Annotated in this window: 15 protein-coding genes and 1 riboswitch; of the genes, 11 read left to right on the top strand and 4 right to left on the bottom strand. The window is 59.9% G+C overall.

Annotated elements, in window-relative coordinates:
* Nucleotides 1–9: 9 nt before the first annotated feature.
* Nucleotides 10–162, bottom strand: a complete 153-nt coding sequence (gene sgrT / locus V1599_RS06410) for a glucose uptake inhibitor SgrT (protein WP_112011104.1) — start codon at nt 160–162, stop codon at nt 10–12.
* An 88-nt stretch (nt 163–250) separates the two neighbouring features.
* On the opposite strand from sgrT, the gene sgrR reads away from it, so the two are divergent.
* The 4 genes from sgrR to thiQ all read left to right on the top strand — a co-directional run bounded on the left by sgrR (nt 251) and on the right by thiQ (nt 5,329).
* Nucleotides 251–1,906 carry an HTH-type transcriptional regulator SgrR gene (gene sgrR, locus V1599_RS06405; protein WP_395301222.1) on the top strand — a complete coding sequence of 552 codons (1,656 nt, stop codon included), beginning with the start codon at nt 251–253 and terminating at the stop codon, nt 1,904–1,906.
* Between the two features lie 36 nt (nt 1,907–1,942).
* Nucleotides 1,943–2,043: riboswitch (TPP riboswitch) on the top strand.
* Between the two features lie 31 nt (nt 2,044–2,074).
* A complete protein-coding gene (thiB, locus tag V1599_RS06400) occupies nt 2,075–3,058 on the top strand; it encodes a thiamine ABC transporter substrate binding subunit (protein ID WP_395301221.1) in 984 nt (327 codons plus the stop codon).
* Nucleotides 3,034–4,644 carry a thiamine/thiamine pyrophosphate ABC transporter permease ThiP gene (gene thiP / locus V1599_RS06395; RefSeq protein WP_395301220.1) on the top strand — a complete coding sequence of 537 codons (1,611 nt, stop codon included), beginning with the start codon at nt 3,034–3,036 and terminating at the stop codon, nt 4,642–4,644. Before thiB ends, thiP begins: the two co-directional genes overlap by 25 nt.
* On the top strand, nt 4,628–5,329 hold the full coding sequence (thiQ, locus tag V1599_RS06390; RefSeq protein ID WP_395301219.1) for a thiamine ABC transporter ATP-binding protein ThiQ: 702 nt from the start codon (nt 4,628–4,630) through the stop codon (nt 5,327–5,329). The genes thiP and thiQ overlap by 17 nt, the downstream gene beginning before the upstream one ends.
* 137 nt (nt 5,330–5,466) lie before the next feature.
* On the opposite strand, the gene V1599_RS06385 is transcribed toward thiQ, so the two are convergent.
* Both V1599_RS06385 and araC read right to left on the bottom strand, forming a co-directional pair.
* Entirely contained in the window at nt 5,467–6,234 is a 768-nt protein-coding gene (locus V1599_RS06385; protein ID WP_297118678.1) for a DedA family protein, read from the bottom strand.
* 128 nt (nt 6,235–6,362) lie between these two features.
* Complete coding sequence (gene araC, locus V1599_RS06380; protein ID WP_112011098.1) at nt 6,363–7,208, bottom strand: arabinose operon transcriptional regulator AraC; 846 nt, start codon at nt 7,206–7,208, stop codon at nt 6,363–6,365.
* Between the two features lie 335 nt (nt 7,209–7,543).
* Between araC and araB the strand changes: the two genes are divergently transcribed.
* The 6 genes from araB (at nt 7,544) to rluA (ending at nt 17,781) form a co-directional block, all read left to right on the top strand.
* A complete protein-coding gene (gene araB, locus V1599_RS06375) occupies nt 7,544–9,253 on the top strand; it encodes a ribulokinase (RefSeq protein WP_112011096.1) in 1,710 nt (569 codons plus the stop codon).
* A gap of 10 nt (nt 9,254–9,263) precedes the next feature.
* Complete coding sequence (araA, locus tag V1599_RS06370; protein ID WP_112011095.1) at nt 9,264–10,766, top strand: L-arabinose isomerase; 1,503 nt, start codon at nt 9,264–9,266, stop codon at nt 10,764–10,766.
* 47 nt (nt 10,767–10,813) lie between these two features.
* Nucleotides 10,814–11,509, top strand: a complete 696-nt coding sequence (gene araD / locus V1599_RS06365; RefSeq protein ID WP_395301218.1) for an L-ribulose-5-phosphate 4-epimerase — start codon at nt 10,814–10,816, stop codon at nt 11,507–11,509.
* A 212-nt stretch (nt 11,510–11,721) separates the two neighbouring features.
* Nucleotides 11,722–14,073 (top strand): DNA polymerase II, encoded by a 2,352-nt coding sequence (gene polB, locus V1599_RS06360; protein ID WP_395301217.1) that lies wholly within the window; start codon nt 11,722–11,724, stop codon nt 14,071–14,073.
* Between the two features lie 129 nt (nt 14,074–14,202).
* Nucleotides 14,203–17,109 (top strand): RNA polymerase-associated protein RapA, encoded by a 2,907-nt coding sequence (gene rapA / locus V1599_RS06355; protein ID WP_395301216.1) that lies wholly within the window; start codon nt 14,203–14,205, stop codon nt 17,107–17,109.
* 12 nt (nt 17,110–17,121) lie between these two features.
* Nucleotides 17,122–17,781, top strand: coding sequence for a bifunctional tRNA pseudouridine(32) synthase/23S rRNA pseudouridine(746) synthase RluA (gene rluA, locus V1599_RS06350; protein ID WP_395301215.1), 660 nt, complete (start codon nt 17,122–17,124; stop codon nt 17,779–17,781).
* Between the two features lie 30 nt (nt 17,782–17,811).
* On the opposite strand, the gene djlA is transcribed toward rluA, so the two are convergent.
* Nucleotides 17,812–18,630 carry a co-chaperone DjlA gene (djlA, locus tag V1599_RS06345; protein WP_395301214.1) on the bottom strand — a complete coding sequence of 273 codons (819 nt, stop codon included), beginning with the start codon at nt 18,628–18,630 and terminating at the stop codon, nt 17,812–17,814.
* 240 nt (nt 18,631–18,870) lie between these two features.
* On the opposite strand from djlA, the gene lptD reads away from it, so the two are divergent.
* Nucleotides 18,871–21,222: an LPS assembly protein LptD gene (gene lptD, locus V1599_RS06340; RefSeq protein WP_112011090.1), complete on the top strand. Its 2,352-nt coding sequence runs from the start codon at nt 18,871–18,873 to the stop codon at nt 21,220–21,222.
* The last annotated feature ends 16 nt before the right edge of the window (nt 21,223–21,238 follow it).

Raw genomic sequence — 21,238 nt, 5'->3', positions numbered from 1 at the left:
CGAGGCGAGTTAGCGAGAAGAGGTCGGTTGCGTAACGTCCCACTGCATCAGATCTTCCAACATTTTCAGCCGTTGCTCTGCACACCGGCGGGCCAGCCAGGACGCTCCCTTCGTCGCTGAAAAGTACTGCTGATAAAACTGACGTGCGGTAGACCTCTTCATAATTTACCTCCTCACTTCATCGAGAAGAATTATTGGCCTAATATAGGGATAAATAAATTGCTGGTTTTTTGTCAGGAGTTCCCCTTTTATGCCTTCTGGTCGTCTGCAACAACAGTTTATCCGCCTCTGGCAGTGCTGCGAGGGGCAATCGAAGGAGACCACGCTTAGCGAGCTGGCCGACCTGCTGAGCTGCTCGCGACGCCATATGCGCACGCTGCTGAACACCATGCAGCAGCAGGGCTGGCTAAGCTGGGAAGCCGAGGCGGGACGCGGGAAGCGATCGCGGCTGACCTTCCTCTATACCGGGCTGGCGCTACAGCAGCAGCGCGCGGAAGATCTGCTGGAACAGGATCGCATCGACCAGCTGGTTCAGCTGGTCGGCGACAAGGCCGCCGTCCGCCAGATGCTGGTCTCGCACCTTGGGCGCAGCTTTCGCCAGGGGCGCCACATCCTGCGCGTGCTTTACTATCGCCCGATGAAAAACCTGCTCCCCGGCACGGCGCTGCGCCGTTCGGAAACCCACATCGCCCGCCAGATCTTCAACGGCCTGACGCGGATAAATGAGGAAAACGGGGAACTGGAAGCCGATATCGCGCACCACTGGCAGCAACTTTCCCCTCTCCACTGGCGCTTTTTTTTACGTCCCGGTATTCATTTCCACCACGGCCGCGAGCTGGAAATGGACGACGTCATTGACTCTCTTCAGCGGGCGCGCGCGCTTCCTCTGTATGCCCACGTGTCGCGCGTCCACTCCCCCACGGCCTGGACCATTGATATTGAACTGACCGAGCCGGACCGGTGGCTGCCGTGGCTCATGGGCTACGTTCCGTCGATGATCCTGCCGCGCGAATGGGCATCCCTGCCCCATTTTGCCAGCCAGCCGGTAGGAACGGGTCCCTACGCGGTAACGCGCAACACCAGCAACCAGCTGAAAATCCGCGCCTTTGACGACTACTTCGGCTTTCGCGCGCTGATCGACGAAGTCAACGTGTGGGTCCTGCCTGAGATCAGCGAAGAGCTGAGCTGTGGCCTCACGCTGGAAGGGCCAACCGACGGGGAAAAAGCCGTGGAGAGCCGTCTTGAAGAGGGCTGCTATTACCTGCTGTTTGACGCCCGCAGCCGCCGAGGCGCCAGCCGAGAGGTGCGCAGGTGGGTGAGCCACATCCTCTCTCCGTCCAACCTGATCTACCTGGCCGAAGAGCAATACCAGACCTACTGGTTCCCGGCCTACGGCCTGCTGCCGCGCTGGCACCACGCCCGGCCCGTGCACGGAGAAAAGCCTGCCGGGCTTGAGTCGATTACCCTGACCTACTACCGCGACCACGTGGAGCACCGCTTTATTGCCCGAATTATGAGCAAGCTGCTGGCCGCCGAGGGCGTTCACCTTGATATTCAGGAGGTGGATTATGACGAATGGCACCGCGGAGACATCGTCAGCGACATCTGGCTCAACAGCGCCAACTTCACCCTGCCGCTTGATTTCTCGCTCTTTTCACACCTGTACGAAGTGCCGCTGATCCAGCACTGCATTGACCGTGACTGGCAGCAGGACGCCGCCCAGTGGCGTGCGGGCGAAATGAGCCTGGCCGCCTGGTGCCAGCAATTGCTTGCGCAGCAGGCGATTGTGCCGCTTATCCATCACTGGCTGATGATTCAGGGCCAGCGCAGCATGCGCGGCCTGCGGATGAACACCCTGGGCTGGTTTGATTTTAAATCCGCCTGGTTTGCCCCGCCGGAGCCATAACGCTTTCGTAATATTCACCAAATCATTACAATAGCGCCGTTCTCAACGGGGTGCTGCATCACTGATGTGCGCTGAGATAATACCCGTCGAACCTGATCCGGATAACGCCGGCGAAGGGATTTGAGGCTGTCTCTCAAAATCCTTTGCCACTCAACCCTGAGGTGCAAAGTGTTAAAAAAATGTCTTCCCCTGCTGGCGCTGTTTGCGCTGCCCGCGTTCGCGAAGCCCGTTCTGACGGTCTACACCTATGACTCTTTCTCCGCCGACTGGGGCCCAGGCCCGGTGGTCAAAAAAGCTTTTGAAGCCGACTGCGGCTGCGAGCTGAAGTTCGTGGCGCTGGAGGACGGCGTATCGCTGCTTAACCGCCTGCGCATGGAGGGCAAAAACAGCAAGGCCGACGTGGTGCTCGGGCTGGATAACAACCTGCTGGACGCGGCCACGCAAACGAAGCTGTTTGCCAAAAGCGGCGTCGCGACCGATGCCGTGAACGTGCCGGGCGGCTGGAAGAATGACACCTTTGTGCCGTTCGACTACGGCTACTTTGCTTTCGTGTATGACAAAAACAGGCTGAAAAACCCGCCGAAAAGCCTGAAAGAGCTGGTTGAAAGCGATCGGAAATGGCGCGTGATCTACGAGGACCCTCGCACCAGCACGCCGGGTCTGGGGCTGCTGCTGTGGATGCAGAAAGTCTACGGCGACAAAGCGCCTGACGCCTGGCAGAAGCTGGCCGCCAAAACCGTCACCGTCACTAAGGGATGGAGCGAAGCCTACGGCCTGTTCCTGAAAGGCGAAAGCGACCTGGTGCTGAGCTACACCACCTCTCCGGCCTACCACATCATCGCCGAGAAGAAAGACAACTACGCGGCCGCTGATTTCGCCGAAGGCCACTATCTGCAGGTAGAAGTCGCCGCGCGAACCGCCGCCAGCAAGCAGCCGGAACTGGCCGAAAAGTTCCTGAAATTTATGGTTTCCCCGGCGTTCCAGACAACAATCCCGACGGGCAATTGGATGTATCCGGTCACCGACGTCACGCTTCCCGCCGGATTTGATCGGCTGACTAAGCCAAAAACCTCGCTGGAGTTTACGCCGCAGCAGGTCGCCGCGCAGCGCGCAGCATGGGTAAGTGAATGGCAACGCGCCGTCAGCCGTTGATCCCCGGCTGGCTACTCCCCGGGCTGCTTGCCGCCGTGCTGATGGTGGCGGTGAGCCTCGGGGCATTTCTTGCGCTGTGGTTCAACGCGCCGGAGAGCAACCTTCTCGCGTTCTGGCACGACGGCTATCTGTGGCACGTTATCCGGTTCTCGTTCTGGCAGGCGTTTCTCTCTGCCCTGCTGTCGACAATCCCGGCCATTTTTCTGGCCAGAGCGCTTTATCGCCGGCGTTTTCCCGGCAGGCAGGCCCTGCTGCGCCTGTGCGCCATGACGCTGATCCTGCCCGTTCTGGTGGCCGTGTTTGGCATTCTGAGCGTTTACGGGCGTCAGGGCTGGCTCGCCTCGCTCTTCCATTTTCTCGCCCTGGAGTGGACGTTCTCACCCTACGGGCTGAAGGGCATTTTGCTGGCGCACATCTTCTTCAACATGCCGATGGCAACGCGGCTCTTCCTGCAGGCGCTGGAAAGCATCCCCGGCGAGCAGCGCCAGCTTGCCGCCCAGCTCGGCATGCGCGGCGTCTCGTTCTTCCGCTTTGTCGAATGGCCGTGGCTAAGGCGGCACATTCCGCCGACCGCGGCGCTTATCTTTATGCTGTGCTTCGCCAGCTTCGCCACCGTACTCTCCCTTGGCGGCGGGCCGCAGGCCACCACCATTGAGCTGGCGATCTACCAGGCGCTAAGCTATGACTACGATCCCGGCCGCGCCGCGCTGCTGGCGATGGTGCAGATGGTTTGCTGCCTGGCGCTGGTGCTGCTCGCCCAGCGCTTGAGCAAAGCCTTTAACCCCGGCAGCAATCAGGTATCAGGCTGGCGCGACCCGCAGGATAGCCTGCACAGCCGCATCGCGGACGTGGTCCTTATCGCGCTCGCCCTGCTGCTGCTGCTGCCGCCGCTGATGGCTGTCGTTGTCGACGGCGTCAACCTGAACCTGGCGTCCGTGCTCCGCCAGCCCGTGCTCTTGCAGGCAACGTGGACCTCGGTCCGCATCGCGCTCGCCTCGGGAGTACTCTGTGTTCTTCTGACCATGATGCTGCTCTGGAGCAGCCGCGAGCTTTACGCGCGTCAGGCCCGCCGGGCTGGACAAGCGCTGGAGCTGACGGGGATGCTGATCCTGGCCATGCCGGGCATCGTCCTGGCGACGGGCTTCTTTTTGCTGTTCAACAGTACCGTTGGCCTGCCGGAAAGCGCCGACGGGATCGTCATTTTTACCAACGCCCTGATGGCGATCCCATACGCCATTAAAGTGCTGGAAAACCCAATGCGCGACGTGAACAGCCGCTACGGCCTGCTCTGCCAGTCGCTGGGGATGCAGGGCTGGCAGCGGCTGAAGGTGGTTGAACTGCGCGCGCTGAAGCGTCCGCTGGCGCAGGCGCTGGCCTTTGCCTGCGTGCTATCGATGGGCGATTTTGGCGTGGTGGCGCTGTTCGGCAGTGACGATTTCCGCACGCTGCCATTCTGGCTGTATCAGCAAATTGGCTCCTACCGCAGCCAGGACGGGGCCGTCACGGCGCTGCTGCTCCTGCTGCTGTGCTTTGCGTTATTTACCGTTATCGAAAAACTTCCGGGGCGTGATGTTAAAACTGACTGATGTAACCTGGCTCTACCAGCATCTGCCGATGCGCTTCACGCTGTCGGTAAAACAGGGTGAAACGATCGCGATCCTCGGCCCCAGCGGCGCGGGCAAGAGCACCTTGCTCAGCCTGATTGCCGGTTTCCTGCAGCCGGCGAGTGGGTCGATTCTGATAGAAAATCAGGATCATACCCGCACGCCTCCCGCGCGGCGTCCGGTTTCAATGCTGTTTCAGGAAAATAACCTGTTTACCCACCTGACGGTGCGGCAGAACATCGCGCTGGGGATGCACCCGGGCATGAAGCTCAGCGCCGCCCAGCGGCAAAAGCTCGAGACCATCGCCGCGCAGATGGGGATTGGGGATTTTATTGACCGTCTGCCCGCCGAGCTCTCCGGCGGCCAGCGCCAGCGCGTGGCGCTGGCACGCTGCCTGGTGCGCGAGCAGCCGGTGCTGCTGCTGGACGAACCGTTTTCCGCGCTCGATCCGGCGCTGCGCCAGGAGATGCTGGCGCTGGTGCAGGACGTCTGCCAGCGCCAGCAGCTCACCATGCTGATGGTGTCGCACAGCATAGAAGATGCCGCGCGGATTGCGCCGCGATCGGTAGTCGTCGCCGAGGGGCGGATTCTGTGGGATGGGAAGACGGAAGAACTGCTGAGCGGTAGAGCGGGGGCATCTTCACTGCTGGGGATTCGTGCGGTCTGATGCCCTCACCCTAGCCCTCTCCCACAGGGAGAGGGTACAAACATTAAAAACGGCAACTCTGGTTGCCGTTTTGCTTTTACCTTGTGCCGTCTGATGCCCTCACCCTGACCCTCTCCCACGGGGAGAGGGAAAAGTCCTTAACGGCTGACCACTTTCAATAAAATCTCACCATATACCGGCATCAGCGGGTGGCGAATCAGCGCGACCAGCGCGACCACGGCCACACCCAGCGTCAGCGGGGCCAGCCACAACAGGCGAGAGCGCGGAAGATAGCGCGTCAGGCGATCGACGTTCGCTTTCGCGCTGCGCCACAGCCGCCAGCACAGCCAGCCCGCCAGCCACAGCAGCACCGCCGTTCCCAGCAGCAGCCACTTAAACTCGCCGCTCTGCATACCGTCAGGAATATCAATCGCGGCCCCCGCCAGGATCCCCGGCAGGAAGTAAAACGGCGGCCAGAACACGCAGCCGATAATGTTCGGCACCACGAACTTCGCGACGGGCAGATCCAGCATCCCCGCCACCATCGGCACCAGCGGACGCGTTGGCCCAACGAAACGGCCTACCAGAATGGTGAACATGCTGTGCTGATGCAGCGCGTGCTCGGTTTTATCCAGCAGCGCCTTGTTCTTTTTCATAAACGACCAGCGGTGCAGCGGCTTCTTAAAGCGCCAGCCCAGCCAGAACGAGATCCAGTCGCCCAGCAGGCAGCCGACGATCCCGGCCATCCACGCCTGCCAGAAGTTGACCTCACCGCTGCCGATAAGCGCTCCGAGCCCCGCCATCATCACGGTGCCGGGGAGGACAAGCCCTACGAGCGCCAGTGATTCCAGAAACGCCACCAGCGCCACGGCGATGAGCGAATACATAACGGACTGGGTAATAAAATGTTCCAGCAATGCCTGCATAACGATTCCGATCGGTAAACGAATCAGCGATTCTGCTCAGCGCCCTGCGTCGCGTCAAGGCAACAATTGTCTGAATAGTTTACAGGTTGCCGGGCAGGTTCACCTGTATGTTTATTTTTCTTTACCGTTTATTCACAACCTGCGCGGAAATCACTCGGGCTGGCGCCGGTGCATTTTTTAAAGACGCGGGAGAAATAGAGTTGATCCTCAAACCCTACGTTGCGCCCCACGCTCGCAATAGGCATACGGGTGGTGCTGAGCAGCAGCTTCGCCTGGCTGATGCGCTGATCCTCCCGCCAGCTCAGCACGCTCACGCCAAGCTGCTGGCGGAATAGATGCGACAGGCGCGACGGCGACAGACAGACGTGCTGGGCAACGCTGGCGATATCAAACTGGCTATCGGCCAGGTGATCGCTGATGTACTGGCAGGCATCGCGCACGCGGTTATCCAGCGGCGGGTTCAGCGACTCGTTGATCGCCTCCATGCGCCGCAGCAGCAGCTGCTCAAGCAGGTTGATCGCCAGCAGCTCGGCGTAGCGCCCCCCCGCCTGCCCCGCCTCGATAATCTGCGCAAACAGCTCGCGAAACTGCGCCTGGTGCGCGTCGTCGGGCCGGTAAAAGCCGGTATGGGCAAAAATCGCGGGCCAGGAGAGCCACTCCTGCCAGTAGGCGCGCGGGCGGAAATAGACCCACTGGTGATACCACTCCTTCGCCTCCGGATGACGGCCATAGTGGTGGATCTCCCCCGGCGGGAACAACAGGATGTCGCCGGGGCGGCAGACAAACTGCTGGTCGCCGTTTTGAATCACCCCTTCGCCGCGCACCGTGAGATTTAAAATATAGCCCTTCATCCCCAGCGGTCGGTCGACGTAAAAATCCAGATAGCCCTCCGCCTCGATGGGCGTCAGCCCCGCGACAAGATGCGCGTTAAACGAGTAGCCAGGCAACAGGGGATCGTTTTGCGTTTCAGCCATAAATTCAGTTCTCCCGGCGGTCCCGAAGGAAACCAATTGTCCATATCGATAAAAGCAGGTTAAAAACGGCGTGGGTAAAGGTCCAAAATGGCTCGCTGCACTTTTCCCTTCACCGTGCTACCGCCTTCTCCGCGAATTTATCCTTCATCAATGGCGATTCGGCAGCAACAAAAGTGTCTATAACTACGGCAGAAATGTCCACATTGATTATTTGCACAGCGTCACACTTTCCGTTGCTACAGCAATTTAGTCCATAAGATTAGCGAATACTGCCTGACGATTTTTGCCCCCAGTCTCTAATGTTCCTCCATACCTGTTTTTTATGGAGTAACACCATGGCAATTGCGATTGGCCTCGATTTCGGCAGCGACTCGGTTCGCGCCCTGGCGGTGGAATGTTCAACCGGCCAGGAGATAGCAACCAGCGTTGAGTGGTACCCGCGCTGGCAAGAGGGGCGCTACTGCGACGGGCCAAACAACCGGTTCCGCCACCATCCGCGCGACTACATCGAGTCGATGGAAGCGGCCATCAAAACCGTACTGGCTGAACTGACCGACGCGCAGCGCGCGGAGATTGTCGGCATCGGCGTCGACAGCACCGGCTCTACCCCCGCTCCGATAGATGCCGAAGGCCGCGTGCTGGCGCTGCGCCCGGAGTTTGCCGACAACCCGAACGCCATGTTCGTGCTGTGGAAGGACCACACCGCCGTTGATGAGGCCGAAGCCATCACCCGCCTGTGCCATCAGCCAGGCAAAACGGACTACTCGCGCTATATCGGCGGCATTTACTCCAGCGAATGGTTCTGGGCCAAAATCCTGCACGTGACCCGCGCGGACGCGGCGGTAGCGCAGGCTGCGGCATCGTGGGTGGAGCTTTGCGACTGGGTCCCCGCGCTGCTTTCCGGCACCACGCGCCCGCAGGATATCCGCCGCGGCCGCTGCAGCGCCGGGCATAAATCCCTGTGGCATGAAGGCTGGGGCGGCCTGCCGCCGGCCGCCTTCTTCGATGAGCTCGACCCGATCCTCAACAACAGCCTGACCTACCCGCTGTTTACCGACACCTTCACCGCCGACGTGCCGGTGGGCACGCTCTGCGAGGAGTGGGCGACGCGCCTCGGCCTGCCGCAAAACGTAGCGATTTCCGGCGGCGCGTTCGACTGCCATATGGGCGCCGTCGGCGCGGGCGCGCAGCCCAACACGCTGGTGAAAGTTATCGGCACCTCGACCTGCGACATCCTGATAGCCGACAAGGCCAGCGTGGGCGACCGCGCGGTAAAAGGCATCTGCGGCCAGGTTGACGGCAGCGTGGTGCCGGACTTCATCGGTCTGGAAGCCGGCCAGTCCGCGTTTGGCGATATCTATGCCTGGTTTGGTCGCGTGCTGGGCTGGCCGCTGGATCGGCTGGCGGCGGCGCATCCTGAACTGAAAGCCCAGATCGACGAGAGCAAAAAGCAGCTCCTGCCGCAGCTCACGGAAGCCTGGGCGAAAAATCCGTCTCTCGACCATCTCCCGGTGGTGCTTGACTGGTTTAACGGCCGACGCACGCCGTTTGCTAACCAGCGCCTGAAGGGGGTGATCGCGGATCTCAACCTGGCGACCGACGCGCCTGCGCTGTTCGGCGGCCTGGTTGCCGCAACGGCCTTCGGCGCGCGCGCCATCATGGAGTGCTTCACCGACCAGGGCATCGACGTCAACAACGTGATGGCGCTGGGCGGCATCGCCCGTAAAAACCCGGTGATCATGCAGGCCTGCTGCGACGTGCTCAACCGTCCGCTGCAGATTGTCGCTTCCGATCAATGCTGCGCGCTGGGCGCGGCGATTTTCGCCGCCGTCGCCGCGGGCGTTCATGCAGATATCCCCACCGCGCAACAGCATATGGCCAGCGCCGTCGAAAACACGCTCCAGCCGCGTGCAGAGCAGGCCCAACGATTCGAACAACTCTATCAGCGCTACCAGCAGTGGGCGAAAAGCGCGGAACTCCACTATCTCCCTGTCGCCGCCCCGTCAAAACACACCGCGGACACGACGGCAACCCTGACCCATTAAGGACACGATGATGACCATTTTTAATAATTATGAAGTGTGGTTTGTGATTGGCAGCCAGCACCTGTACGGGCCGGAAGCGCTGCAGCAGGTGACGAAACACGCCGAGCACGTCGTTAATGCCCTCAACGCGGAAGCAAAACTGCCGTGCAGGCTGGTGCTGAAACCCCTGGGTACAACGCCGGACGAAATTACCAACATCTGCCGCGAGGCCAACTACGACGACAAATGCGCCGGGATGGTCGTGTGGCTGCACACCTTCTCCCCGGCCAAAATGTGGATCAACGGCCTGGCAATCCTCAACAAACCGCTGCTGCAGTTCCATACTCAGTTCAACGCCTCCCTGCCGTGGGACAGCATCGACATGGACTTCATGAACCTGAACCAGACCGCGCACGGCGGCCGCGAGTTCGGCTTTATCGGCGCGCGCATGCGCCAGCAGCACGCGGTGGTCACCGGCCACTGGCAGGATGGCAAGGCGCAGCAGCGTATTGGCTCGTGGATGCGTCAGGCGGTGTCTAAACAAGATACCCGCCACCTGAAGGTCGTGCGTTTCGGCGATAACATGCGTGAAGTGGCGGTCACCGACGGCGATAAAGTCGCGGCGCAGATCAAGTTCGGCTTCTCCGTCAACACCTGGGCGGTGGGCGATCTGGTGCAGGTGGTCAATGAAATCAGCGACGGCGACGTGAGCGCGCTGGTTGACGAATATGAAAGCAGCTACCGCCTGACGCCTGCGGCACAAATCCACGGCGACAAGCGCCAGAACGTGCTGGACGCGGCGCGCATCGAGCTGGGCATGAAGCGCTTCCTGGAACAGGGCGGCTTCCACGCCTTTACGACAACGTTTGAAGACCTCCACGGCCTGAAACAGCTCCCGGGCCTGGCGGTACAACGTCTGATGCAGCAGGGCTACGGCTTTGCGGGCGAAGGCGACTGGAAAACCGCCGCCCTGCTTCGCATCATGAAGGTGATGTCAACCGGTCTGCAGGGCGGCACCTCCTTTATGGAGGACTACACCTATCACTTCGAAAACGGCAACGACCTCGTGCTCGGCTCGCACATGCTGGAAGTGTGCCCGTCGATCGCCGTCGAAGAGAAGCCGATCCTCGACGTGCAGTATCTCGGCATCGGCGGCAAGGCCGATCCCGCCCGTCTGATCTTCAACACCCGCACGGGCCCGGCCATCAACGCCAGCCTGATCGATCTGGGGGATCGCTTCCGCCTGCTGGTCAACTGCGTGGATGCGGTTGAAACGCCGCACTCTCTGCCAAAACTGCCGGTCGCCAACGCCCTGTGGAAAGCGCAGCCGGATCTGGCTACCGCGTCCGAAGCCTGGATCGTCGCCGGCGGCGCGCACCATACGGTGTTCAGCCACGCGCTGGATCTGAACGACATGCGTCAGTTCGCCGAGCTGCACGATATCGAACTGACCGTGATTGATAACGACACCCGCCTGCCAGCGTTCAAAGACGCGCTGCGCTGGAACGAAGTCTATTACGGTTCGAAACGCTAAGTACGGAATGCCCGGTGGCACCGCGTTCACCGGGCAGGGAGACAACAATGTTAGACGATCTCAAACGACAGGTGCTCGAAGCCAACCTGGCGCTGCCGAAACATAACCTGGTGACGCTAACCTGGGGCAACGTCAGCGCCGTTGACCGCGAAAAAGGCGTGTTCGTGATCAAGCCTTCGGGCGTGGATTACACGGTGATGACGGCAGACGATATGGTGGTGATCAGCATCGAAACGGGTGAAGTGGTGGAAGGCAACAAAAAACCCTCCTCCGATACGCCAACCCACCGTCTGCTGTATCAGTCGTTCCCGACCATCGGCGGCATCGTGCATACCCATTCGCGTCACGCCACCATCTGGGCGCAGGCGGGCCAGTCCATTCCGGCGACCGGCACCACGCATGCGGATTACTTTTACGGCACCATTCCCTGCACGCGCTTAATGACCGAGGCGGAAATCAACGGTGAGTACGAGTGGGAAACCGGCAACGTGATTGTCGAAACCTTTGAAAAACAGGGTATCGACGCGGCGCAGATGCCTGGCGTGCTGGTGCACTCCCACGGACCGTTTGCCTGGGGCAAAAATGCGGAAGACGCGGTGCATAACGCTATCGTGCTGGAGGAAGTGGCCTATATGGGAATCTTCTGCCGCCAGCTGGCGCCGCAGCTCCCGGATATGCAGCAAACCCTGCTGGATAAGCACTACCTGCGTAAGCACGGCGCGAAGGCGTATTACGGGCAGTAATCCTTACCCCTCACCCTAACCCTCTCCCCACGGGGGAGAGGGGACTGGCCAGTGCGGTAATCAACGTTAGAGCAGGTCTGGATTTTCTCCCTCTCCCCCGTGGGGAGAGGGCGGGGTGAGGGGCCGTCGTTAACATATAACTGTATAAAACCCCAGCCAAAACCCTTTAACCAGGCTATAATCAGGCCTGGTTTGTTTTCTGGGATAACGGCGTGGCGCAAGAAGGCTTTTTACTGACCCGACACTGGCGGGACACGCCTCAGGGGACGGAAGTTGAGTTCTGGCTGGCCACGGACAGCGGCCCGCTGAACGTCACGCTGCCGCCGCAGGAATCCGTGGCGTTTATTTCTGAAGCGCACGTTGAAAAAGTGAAACAACTGCTTCGCGGGGAAAACGGCTGGCGCATTACCCCGCTCGGGCTGAAGGATTTCCACCGCCAGCCGGTCTACGGCCTGTACTGCCGCGCCCATCGCCAGCTGATGCGCTATGAAAAGCTGCTGCGCGAGGCGGGCATCACGCTTTACGAGGCGGATATTCGTCCGCCGGAACGTTTTCTGATGGAGCGGTTTATCACCGCTCCCGTCTGGGTCGATGGCGCCTTACGGAACGGCAGGCTCGTCGACGCGCGCCTGAAGCCGAACCCGCACTACCGCCCGCCGCTGAAGTGGGTCTCCCTGGATATCGAAACCACCCGCCACGGTGAACTGTATTGCATTGGCCTGGAAGGCTGCGGGCAGCGCGTTGTCTATATGCTCGGTCCGCCGAACGGCGACGCGTCACAGCTCGACTTCCAGCTGGAGTACGTCAGCAGCCGTCCGCAGCTGCTGGAGAAGCTTAACCAGTGGTTTGCCGAGCACGATCCGGACGTGCTGATCGGCTGGAACGTGGTGCAGTTTGACCTGCGCGTGCTGCAAAAACACGCCGAGCGCTATCGCATTCCGCTGATGCTGGGGCGCGGAAATAGCGAGCTGGAGTGGCGCGAGCACGGTTTCAAGAACGGCGTATTCTTTGCACAGGCCAACGGCCGCCTGATTATCGACGGCATTGAGGCCTTAAAATCCGCTTTCTGGAACTTCTCCTCTTTCGCTCTGGAAGCCGTGGCCCGGGAGCTGCTCGGCGAAGGCAAGTCCATCGACAACCCGTGGGACAGGATGGACGAAATCGACCGCCGCTTTAACGAAGATAAACCCGCGCTGGCTACCTACAACCTGAAAGACTGCGAGCTGGTGACGCAGATTTTCCATAAAACCGAAATTATGCCGTTTCTGCTGGAGCGCGCGACGGTGAACGGCCTCGCCGTCGACAGACACGGGGGATCGGTTGCCGCCTTCGGCCATCTCTATATTCCCCGCATGCATCGCGCGGGCTACGTTGCGCCTAACCTCGGCGACGTGCCGCCACAGGCCAGCCCCGGCGGGTACGTCATGGACTCCCGGCCCGGGCTATATGATTCAGTTCTGGTGCTGGACTATAAAAGCCTGTATCCGTCGATTATCCGTACCTTCCTGATAGACCCGGTAGGGCTGATTGAAGGGATGGCGCAGCCGGACGATGAGCACAGCACCGAGGGCTTCCTCGGCGCGCGCTTCTCGCGGGAAAAACACTGCCTGCCGGAAATTGTGGGCAACATCTGGCGCGGCCGCGACGAGGCGAAACGCCACGGCAACAAGCCGCTCTCGCAGGCGCTCAAGATCATTATGAACGCGTTTTACGGCGTGCTCGGCACCAGCGCCTGCCGCTTCTTCGATCCTCGCCTGGCGTCGTCTATTACCATGCGCGGACATGAAATTATGCGCCAGACCAAAGCGCTGATTGAATCTCAGGGCTACGACGTTATCTACGGCGATACCGACTCAACGTTCGTCTGGCTGAAAAGCGCGCATTCGGAAGAGGACGCCGCCCGCATTGGCAAAGCGCTGGTCGCCTACGTCAACGGCTGGTGGCGTGAAAATTTGCAAAAAGAGCGCTTAACCAGCGCGCTCGAGCTGGAGTTTGAAACCCATTTCGCCCGCTTTTTGATGCCCACCATCCGCGGCACCGACCAGGGCAGCAAGAAGCGCTACGCCGGGCTGATTCAGGAAGGCGACGCACAGCGCATGGTGTTTAAAGGCCTTGAAACGGTACGGACCGACTGGACCCCCTTGGCGCAGCAGTTTCAGCAGACGCTCTATTTACGGATTTTCCGCAACGAGCCCTATCAGGACTACGTGCGCGAAACCATCGCCAGCCTGATGGCAGGCGAGCTGGATGACCAGCTGGTGTACCGCAAGCGCCTGCGCCGTCCGCTGGCTGAGTACCAGCGTAACGTTCCGCCCCACGTGCGCGCCGCGCGGCTGGCGGATGAAGAGAACGTTAAGCGGGGCCGCGCGCCGCAGTATCAAAACCGCGGCACCATTAAATACGTCTGGACCACCAGCGGCCCGGAACCCATTGATTACCAACGCTCGCCGCTGGATTACGACCACTATCTTACGCGTCAGCTTCAGCCGGTTGCGGAGGGAATTTTGCCCTTCATGGACGACGACTTTGCTACACTAGTGACAGGGCAACTTGGCCTATTTTGACGCGTGACGAAAGCGCTGCCATCCAGTACCATAGCGCCCTTTCCATTCCCGGACCCATTTTTCGATGGCCGTCATTCTGCGACGGCGGTCGAACTATTGCCTGCAATTAAAGAGTAGAGCCGAACAACTATGCCTTTTACACTTGGTCAACGCTGGATCAGCGATACAGAAAGCGAACTTGGATTAGGAACCGTGGTGGCAGTCGATGCGCGCATGGTTACCCTCCTTTTCCCCGCCACCGGTGAAAACCGCCTGTACGCTCGCAATGACTCCCCTGTGACCCGCGTGATGTTCAATCCGGGTGACACCGTGACCAGCCACGACGGCTGGCAGCTCAAGATTGAAGACGTAAAAGAAGAGAATGGACTGCTCGCCTATATCGGGACTCGCCTCGATACCGACGAGGCCAACGTCATCCTGCGTGAAGTGCTGCTCGACAGCAAGCTGGTGTTCAGCAAGCCGCAGGACCGCCTGTTCGCCGGGCAAATTGACCGCATGGACCGCTTTTCCCTGCGCTACCGCGCGCGTAAGTTCCAGAGCGAACAGTACCGCATGCCGTGGAGCGGCCTGCGCGGCCAGCGCACCAGCCTGATCCCCCACCAGCTCAACATCGCCCATGACGTGGGCCGCCGCCACGCGCCGCGCGTGCTGCTGGCAGACGAAGTTGGCCTGGGGAAAACCATCGAAGCGGGGATGATCCTGCACCAGCAGCTGCTCTCCGGCGCGGCCGAGCGCGTGCTGATTGTGGTTCCTGAAACATTGCAGCACCAGTGGCTGGTGGAAATGCTGCGCCGCTTTAACCTGCGCTTCTCGCTGTTCGACGACGAGCGCTACGCCGAAGCCCAGCACGATGCCGATAACCCGTTCGACACCGAACAGCTGGTGATCTGCTCCCTGGACTTTGTGCGCCGCAGCAAGCAGCGCCTGGAGCACCTGTGCGACGCCGAGTGGGATCTGCTGGTCGTTGACGAAGCGCACCACCTGGTCTGGAGCGAAGATGCCCCAAGCCGCGAATACATGGCGATTGAACAGCTGGCCGAGCGCGTGCCGGGCGTCCTGCTGCTGACCGCGACGCCGGAACAGCTGGGCCTTGAAAGCCACTTCGCCCGCCTGCGCCTGCTCGACCCGAACCGCTTCCACGACTTCGCGCAGTTCGTGGAAGAACAAAATAACTACCGTCCGGTTGCCGACGCCGTCGCGCTGCTGCTGGCGGGCAACCGCCTGTCAAACGACGAGCTGAATACCCTGAGCGACCTGATCGGCGAGCAGGACATTGAGCCGCTGCTGCAGGCGGCCAACAGCGAGAGCGACAACGCGGCATCCGCGCGCAAAGAGCTGGTCGATATGCTGATGGACCGCCACGGCACCAGCCGCGTGCTGTTCCGCAACACCCGCAACGGCGTGAAGGGCTTCCCGAAACGCGAATTACACACCATCAAGCTGCCGCTGCCGACCCAGTACCAGACGGCGATTAAGGTGTCCGGCATTATGGGCGCGCGCAAGAGCGCGGAAGATCGCGCCCGCGACATGCTTTACCCGGAACAGATTTATCAGGAATTTGAAGGCGATACCGGAACATGGTGGAACTTCGACCCGCGCGTTGAGTGGCTGATGGGCTACCTGACCGCGCACCGCTCTCAGAAGGTGCTGGTGATCTGCGCCAAAGCCGCCACCGCGCTGCAGCTGGAGCAGGTTCTGCGCGAGCGTGAAGGCATTCGCGCCGCCGTGTTCCACGAAGGCATGTCCATCGTTGAGCGCGACCGCGCCGCGGCCTGGTTCAGCGAAGAGGACAGCGGCGCGCAGGTGCTGCTGTGCTCGGAGATCGGTTCCGAAGGCCGTAACTTCCAGTTCGCCAGCCACCTGGTGATGTTCGATCTGCCGTTTAACCCGGATCTGCTCGAGCAGCGCATCGGCCGTCTGGACCGTATTGGCCAGGCGCATGATATTCAGATCCACGTGCCTTACCTGGAAAAAACCGCCCAGTCCGTGCTGGTGCGCTGGTTCCACGAAGGGCTGGACGCCTTTGAGCACACCTGTCCGACGGGCCGCACCATTTACGACCAGGTGCACGGTGACCTGATTGGCTACCTGGCCGCGCCGGAAGAGACCGAAGGCTTCGACGAGCTGATTAAAGCCTGCCGTGAAAAACACGACGCGCTGAAGGCGCAGCTGGAACAGGGGCGCGACCGCCTGCTGGAGATCCACTCCAACGGCGGCGAGAAAGCGCAGGCGCTGGCGGAAAGCATCGAAGAGCAGGATGACGATACCAGCCTGATCGGCTTCTCGATGAACCTGTTCGACATCGTGGGGATCAACCAGGACGATCGCGGCGAGAACCTGATCGTCCTGACGCCGTCCGATCATATGCTGGTGCCGGATTTCCCGGGCCTGCCGGAGGACGGCTGTACCATCACCTTCGAACGCGACGTCGCGCTGTCCCGCGAAGACGCGCAGTTCATCACCTGGGAACACCCGCTGATCCGCAACGGTCTGGACCTGATCCTCTCCGGCGACACCGGCAGCAGCACGATTTCCCTGCTGAAAAACAAGGCGCTGCCGGTCGGCACGCTGCTGCTGGAGCTGATCTACGTGGTGGAAGCCCAGGCGCCGAAGCAGCTGCAGCTTAACCGCTTCCTGCCGGCGACTCCCGTGCGCCTGCTGCTCGATAAGAACGGCACCAACCTGGCGGGCCAGGTGGAGTTCGAAAGCTTTAACCGCCAGCTGAGCGCCGTGAACCGCCATACGGGCAGCAAGCTGGTCAACGCGGTTCAGCAGGACGTGCATGCCATTCTGCAGCAGGGCGAAATCCAGGCTGAGAAAGCGGCCCGCGCGCTGATCGATGCCGCGCGCGCCGAGGCCGACGAGAAGCTCTCTGCCGAGCTGTCGCGCCTGGAAGCGCTGAAGGCAGTGAACCCGAACATCCGCGACGACGAGCTGGCGGCGATTGAAAGCAACCGCCAGCAGGTGCTGGAAAGCCTGAATCAGGCGGGCTGGCGTCTGGACGCGCTGCGTCTGATCGTTGTCACGCATCAGTAAGCGGAGCGAAAAATGGTAATGGAGCCCTACAATCCGCCGATGGACCCGTGGCTGGTCATTCTGTATCAGGATGAGCACATTATGGTGGTCAACAAGCCGAGCGGCCTGCTGTCCGTGCCGGGGCGTCTGGACGAGCACAAAGACAGCGTGATGACGCGCATTCAGCGTGACTATCCGCAGGCCGAATCCGTCCATCGTCTGGATATGGCAACCAGCGGCGTGATTGTGGTGGCTTTGAATAAGGCGGCGGAGCGCGAGCTGAAGCGTCAGTTCCGCGAACGCGAGCCGAAAAAGCAGTACGTTGCGCGCGTATGGGGCCATCCACAACCCGCGGAAGGGCTGGTGGATTTGCCGCTGATCTGCGACTGGCCGAACCGGCCAAAGCAAAAGGTGTGCTATGAAACCGGCAAGGCGGCGCAAACCGAGTATGAAGTGCTGGAGTACGCGCCGGATAACACCGCGCGCGTATTGCTTAAGCCCATTACCGGGCGCTCGCACCAGCTGCGCGTGCATATGCTGGCGCTGGGCCATCCGATTTTAGGCGATCGTTTCTACGCCTCCCCGGAAGCGCTGGCCATGGCGAGCCGCCTGCAGCTTCACGCGCAGACGCTGACCGTTACGCATCCGGCCTTTGGCAATGCCATGACGTTCAAGGCGCCTGTCGACTTCTAAAAAAATGGCCCGACGCTGTCGGGCCATTGTCTATTTAAATCCTTTCTGCTCTTTGATCAGCTCATACGCTTTCTGAATTTCCTGCGCCTTCTGCTTCGCCATCTCCATCATCTCTGGCGGCAGGCCTTTCGCCACCAGCTTGTCCGGGTGGTGCTCGCTCATCAGCTTGCGGTAGGCGCGCTTGATGGTGGTAGCGTCATCCGTTGGCTTAACGCCCAGCACGTTGCAGGCATCTTCCAGCGTTGGGCCACGCTGCGCCTGCTGCCAGCCGCCGCCGGACGACTGTTGGTGCTGATAGCCGCCGCCAAACTGCGCCCCGCCCTGCATCATGCGCAGGAACTGATCGAACTGCATCCGGGAAATGCCGAGCTCTTCTGCAATCACGTACAGAACGTCGCGCTCGTTAGGGTGCAGCGAGCCGTCGGCGAACGCGGCCTGGATTTGAATCTCCAGAAACATCCGAATTAAATCAAAACGGCCAAAGCAGATGCTGCGGAACTGGCGCATTTTTTCACGCAGCGGATAGTTATCCGCTTTACCAATTCGAAACGCATTTTGCGCCGCCAGGCGCGATTCACCGTGAAGGTTCATGCGATCCATAAAAACGCTGGCGACCTGAATGTCGGCCTCGGTTACGCGGCCTTTCGATTTGGTTAAATGCCCCATCACCTCAAAGGTGGTGGAGAAAAAGAGCGACTGACGCTCGCGCTGGTTGGCAAACCAGGCCATTTTACGGCTGCGGGCCTTATCAAACATATGGCCGATAATTAGCCCAAGCACGACGCCCCAAAAGCCAGCGCCCATCACAATGGCGAACGCAACGCCGATGATTTTACCCCAATACTGCATATACTCCCCAAATAGTCATGGTCCTGGTTCGACGCAACTCCATCATTACAGTGGTCGAGCCACGGTCAATTGAGGGACATCGCCTATAATTTGCATTATCATACTCGTCATTCGATCGCGAGCCTAACACTCTGGCACGCAAACGGGCAGGATTAACGCTGGTACTGCGCTGATGAGTAAGATAGTCTCTGAGCGTTTGTAAGCCGTAGCCACTGATGACGGAACACTAAAATACAACGTATGAAAAAACGTATCCCCACCCTCCTGGCCACAATGATTGGCACCGCCCTGTATAGCCATCAGGGGCTGGCAGCCGATCTTGCCTCGCAGTGTATGCTTGGCGTCCCAAGTTACGATCGTCCTCTCGTTCAGGGCGACGCAAACGACTTGCCGGTAACCATCAACGCCGACAGTGCGAAGGGTAATTATCCTGACAATGCCACCTTTACGGGCAATGTGGATATTAACCAGGGCAACAGCCGTCTGCAGGCCGACGAAGTGCAACTCCACCAGAAGCAACCGGAAGGGGCCGCTGCGCCCGTGCGCACGGTTGATGCGCTGGGTAATGTGCACTACGACGACAATCAGGTCATCCTGAAAGGTCCGAAAGCCTGGTCAAACCTGAACACCAAAGACACCAACGTCTGGGAAGGTGATTATCAGATGGTGGGGCGCCAGGGGCGAGGTAAAGCCGACCTGATGAAACAGCGCGGTGAGAACCGCTATACGATTCTGGAAAACGGCTCGTTCACGTCCTGCCTGCCGGGGTCGAATACCTGGAGCGTCGTCGGCAGCGAAGTGATCCACGACCGTGAAGAGCAGGTTGCTGAGATCTGGAACGCACGCTTCAAACTCGGCCCGGTGCCCGTTTTCTACAGCCCTTATTTGCAGCTCCCCGTTGGCGATAAGCGTCGTTCCGGCTTCCTGATCCCGAATGCCAAATACAGCACCACGAACTACTTCGAGTTCTACCTGCCGTATTACTGGAACATCGCGCCCAACATGGACGCCACCATTACGCCGCACTATATCCACAAGCGCGGCAACGTCATGTGGGAAAACGAATTCCGTTATCTGACCCAGGCAGGCACTGGCCTGATGGAATTTGACTATCTGCCGTCCGATGACGTGTTCCAGGACGAGCATCCTAAAGACGGTGATAAGCACCGCTGGATGTACTTCTGGCAACATGCTGGCGTTCTGGACCAGGTGTGGCGCTTCAACGTGAACTACACCAAGGTCAGCGATCCTTACTACTTCAACGACTTTGACTCCAAATACGGTTCCAGTACCGACGGCTACGCCACGCAGATTTTCAGCGCGGGCTATGCGGTACAAAACTTTAACGCCACGGTATCAACCAAGCAGTTCCAGGTCTTCAACACGCAGACGTCAAGCACCTACGGCGCGGAGCCGCAGCTGGACGTTAACTGGTATCAGAACGACGTCGGTCCATTCGACACCCGCGTTTACGGCCAGGCGGTGCATTTCGTCAACACCAACTCCGATATGCCGGAAGCGACGCGTGTGCACCTCGAGCCGACCATCAGCCTGCCGATTTCCAACAACTGGGCGAGCCTGAATACCGAAGCCAAGATGATGGCGACGCACTACCAGCAGAAGAACCTGGACTGGTATAACAATCGCTATGGTACCGATCTTGAAGAGTCGGTTAACCGCGTGCTGCCGCAGTTCAAGATGGACGGCAAGCTGATTTTCGAACGCGATATGGGCCTGCTGGCGGATGGATACACCCAGACGCTTGAGCCGCGCATGCAGTATCTGTATGTGCCTTACCGCGATCAGAGCAAAATTCAGAACTACGATTCCTCTTTCCTGCAGTCGGATTACAGCGGCCTGTTCCGCGACCGCACCTACGGCGGTCTTGACCGTATTGCTTCAGCGAACCAGCTGACGACCGGGGTCACTACCCGCGTATTTGATGATGCTGCCGTTGAACGTTTTAACGTTTCCGTTGGTCAAATCTACTACTTCACCGAATCTCGTACCGGTGATGACGACATCAACTGGGAAAAAGACAACAAAACGGGGTCTCTGGTATGGGCAGGCGATACCTACTGGCGCATGACCGATCGCTGGGGTCTGCGCGGTGGTCTGCAATACGATACGCGTCTGGACAACGTGGCGACGAGCAGTGCCGCTATTGAATACCGTCGTGACGAAGACCGTATGCTGCAGCTGACCTACCGTTACGCAAGCCCGGAATACATCCAGGCGACGCTGCCAAACTACGCCAATGCCGATCAGTACAAAGAAGGCATTTCGCAGGTCGGCGGCGCGGCAAGCTGGCCAATCGCTGACCGTTGGTCGATCGTAGGAGCGTACTATTTCGATACGAACGCCAACAAGCCGGCTGACCAGATGGTGGGTCTGCAATATAACTCCTGCTGCTATGCGCTGCGCGTAGGCTACGAGCGCAAGCTGAACGGCTGGGATACACAAAACAATCAGAGCAAATACGACAACGTGATTGGCTTTAATGTTGAGCTGCGCGGCCTGAGTTCCAACTACGGCCTGGGCACGCAGCAGATGCTGCGCTCGAACATTCTGCCGTATCGCACTTCAATGTAATGTGCTTGATTTACAA

It is taken from the genome of Enterobacter sp. ECC-175 (assembly GCF_043968675.1).
Taxonomy (GTDB): domain Bacteria; phylum Pseudomonadota; class Gammaproteobacteria; order Enterobacterales; family Enterobacteriaceae; genus Enterobacter.
The sequence above is the reverse complement of the archived record's forward strand: the minus strand, read 5'-3'. Positions and strand labels throughout refer to the sequence as shown.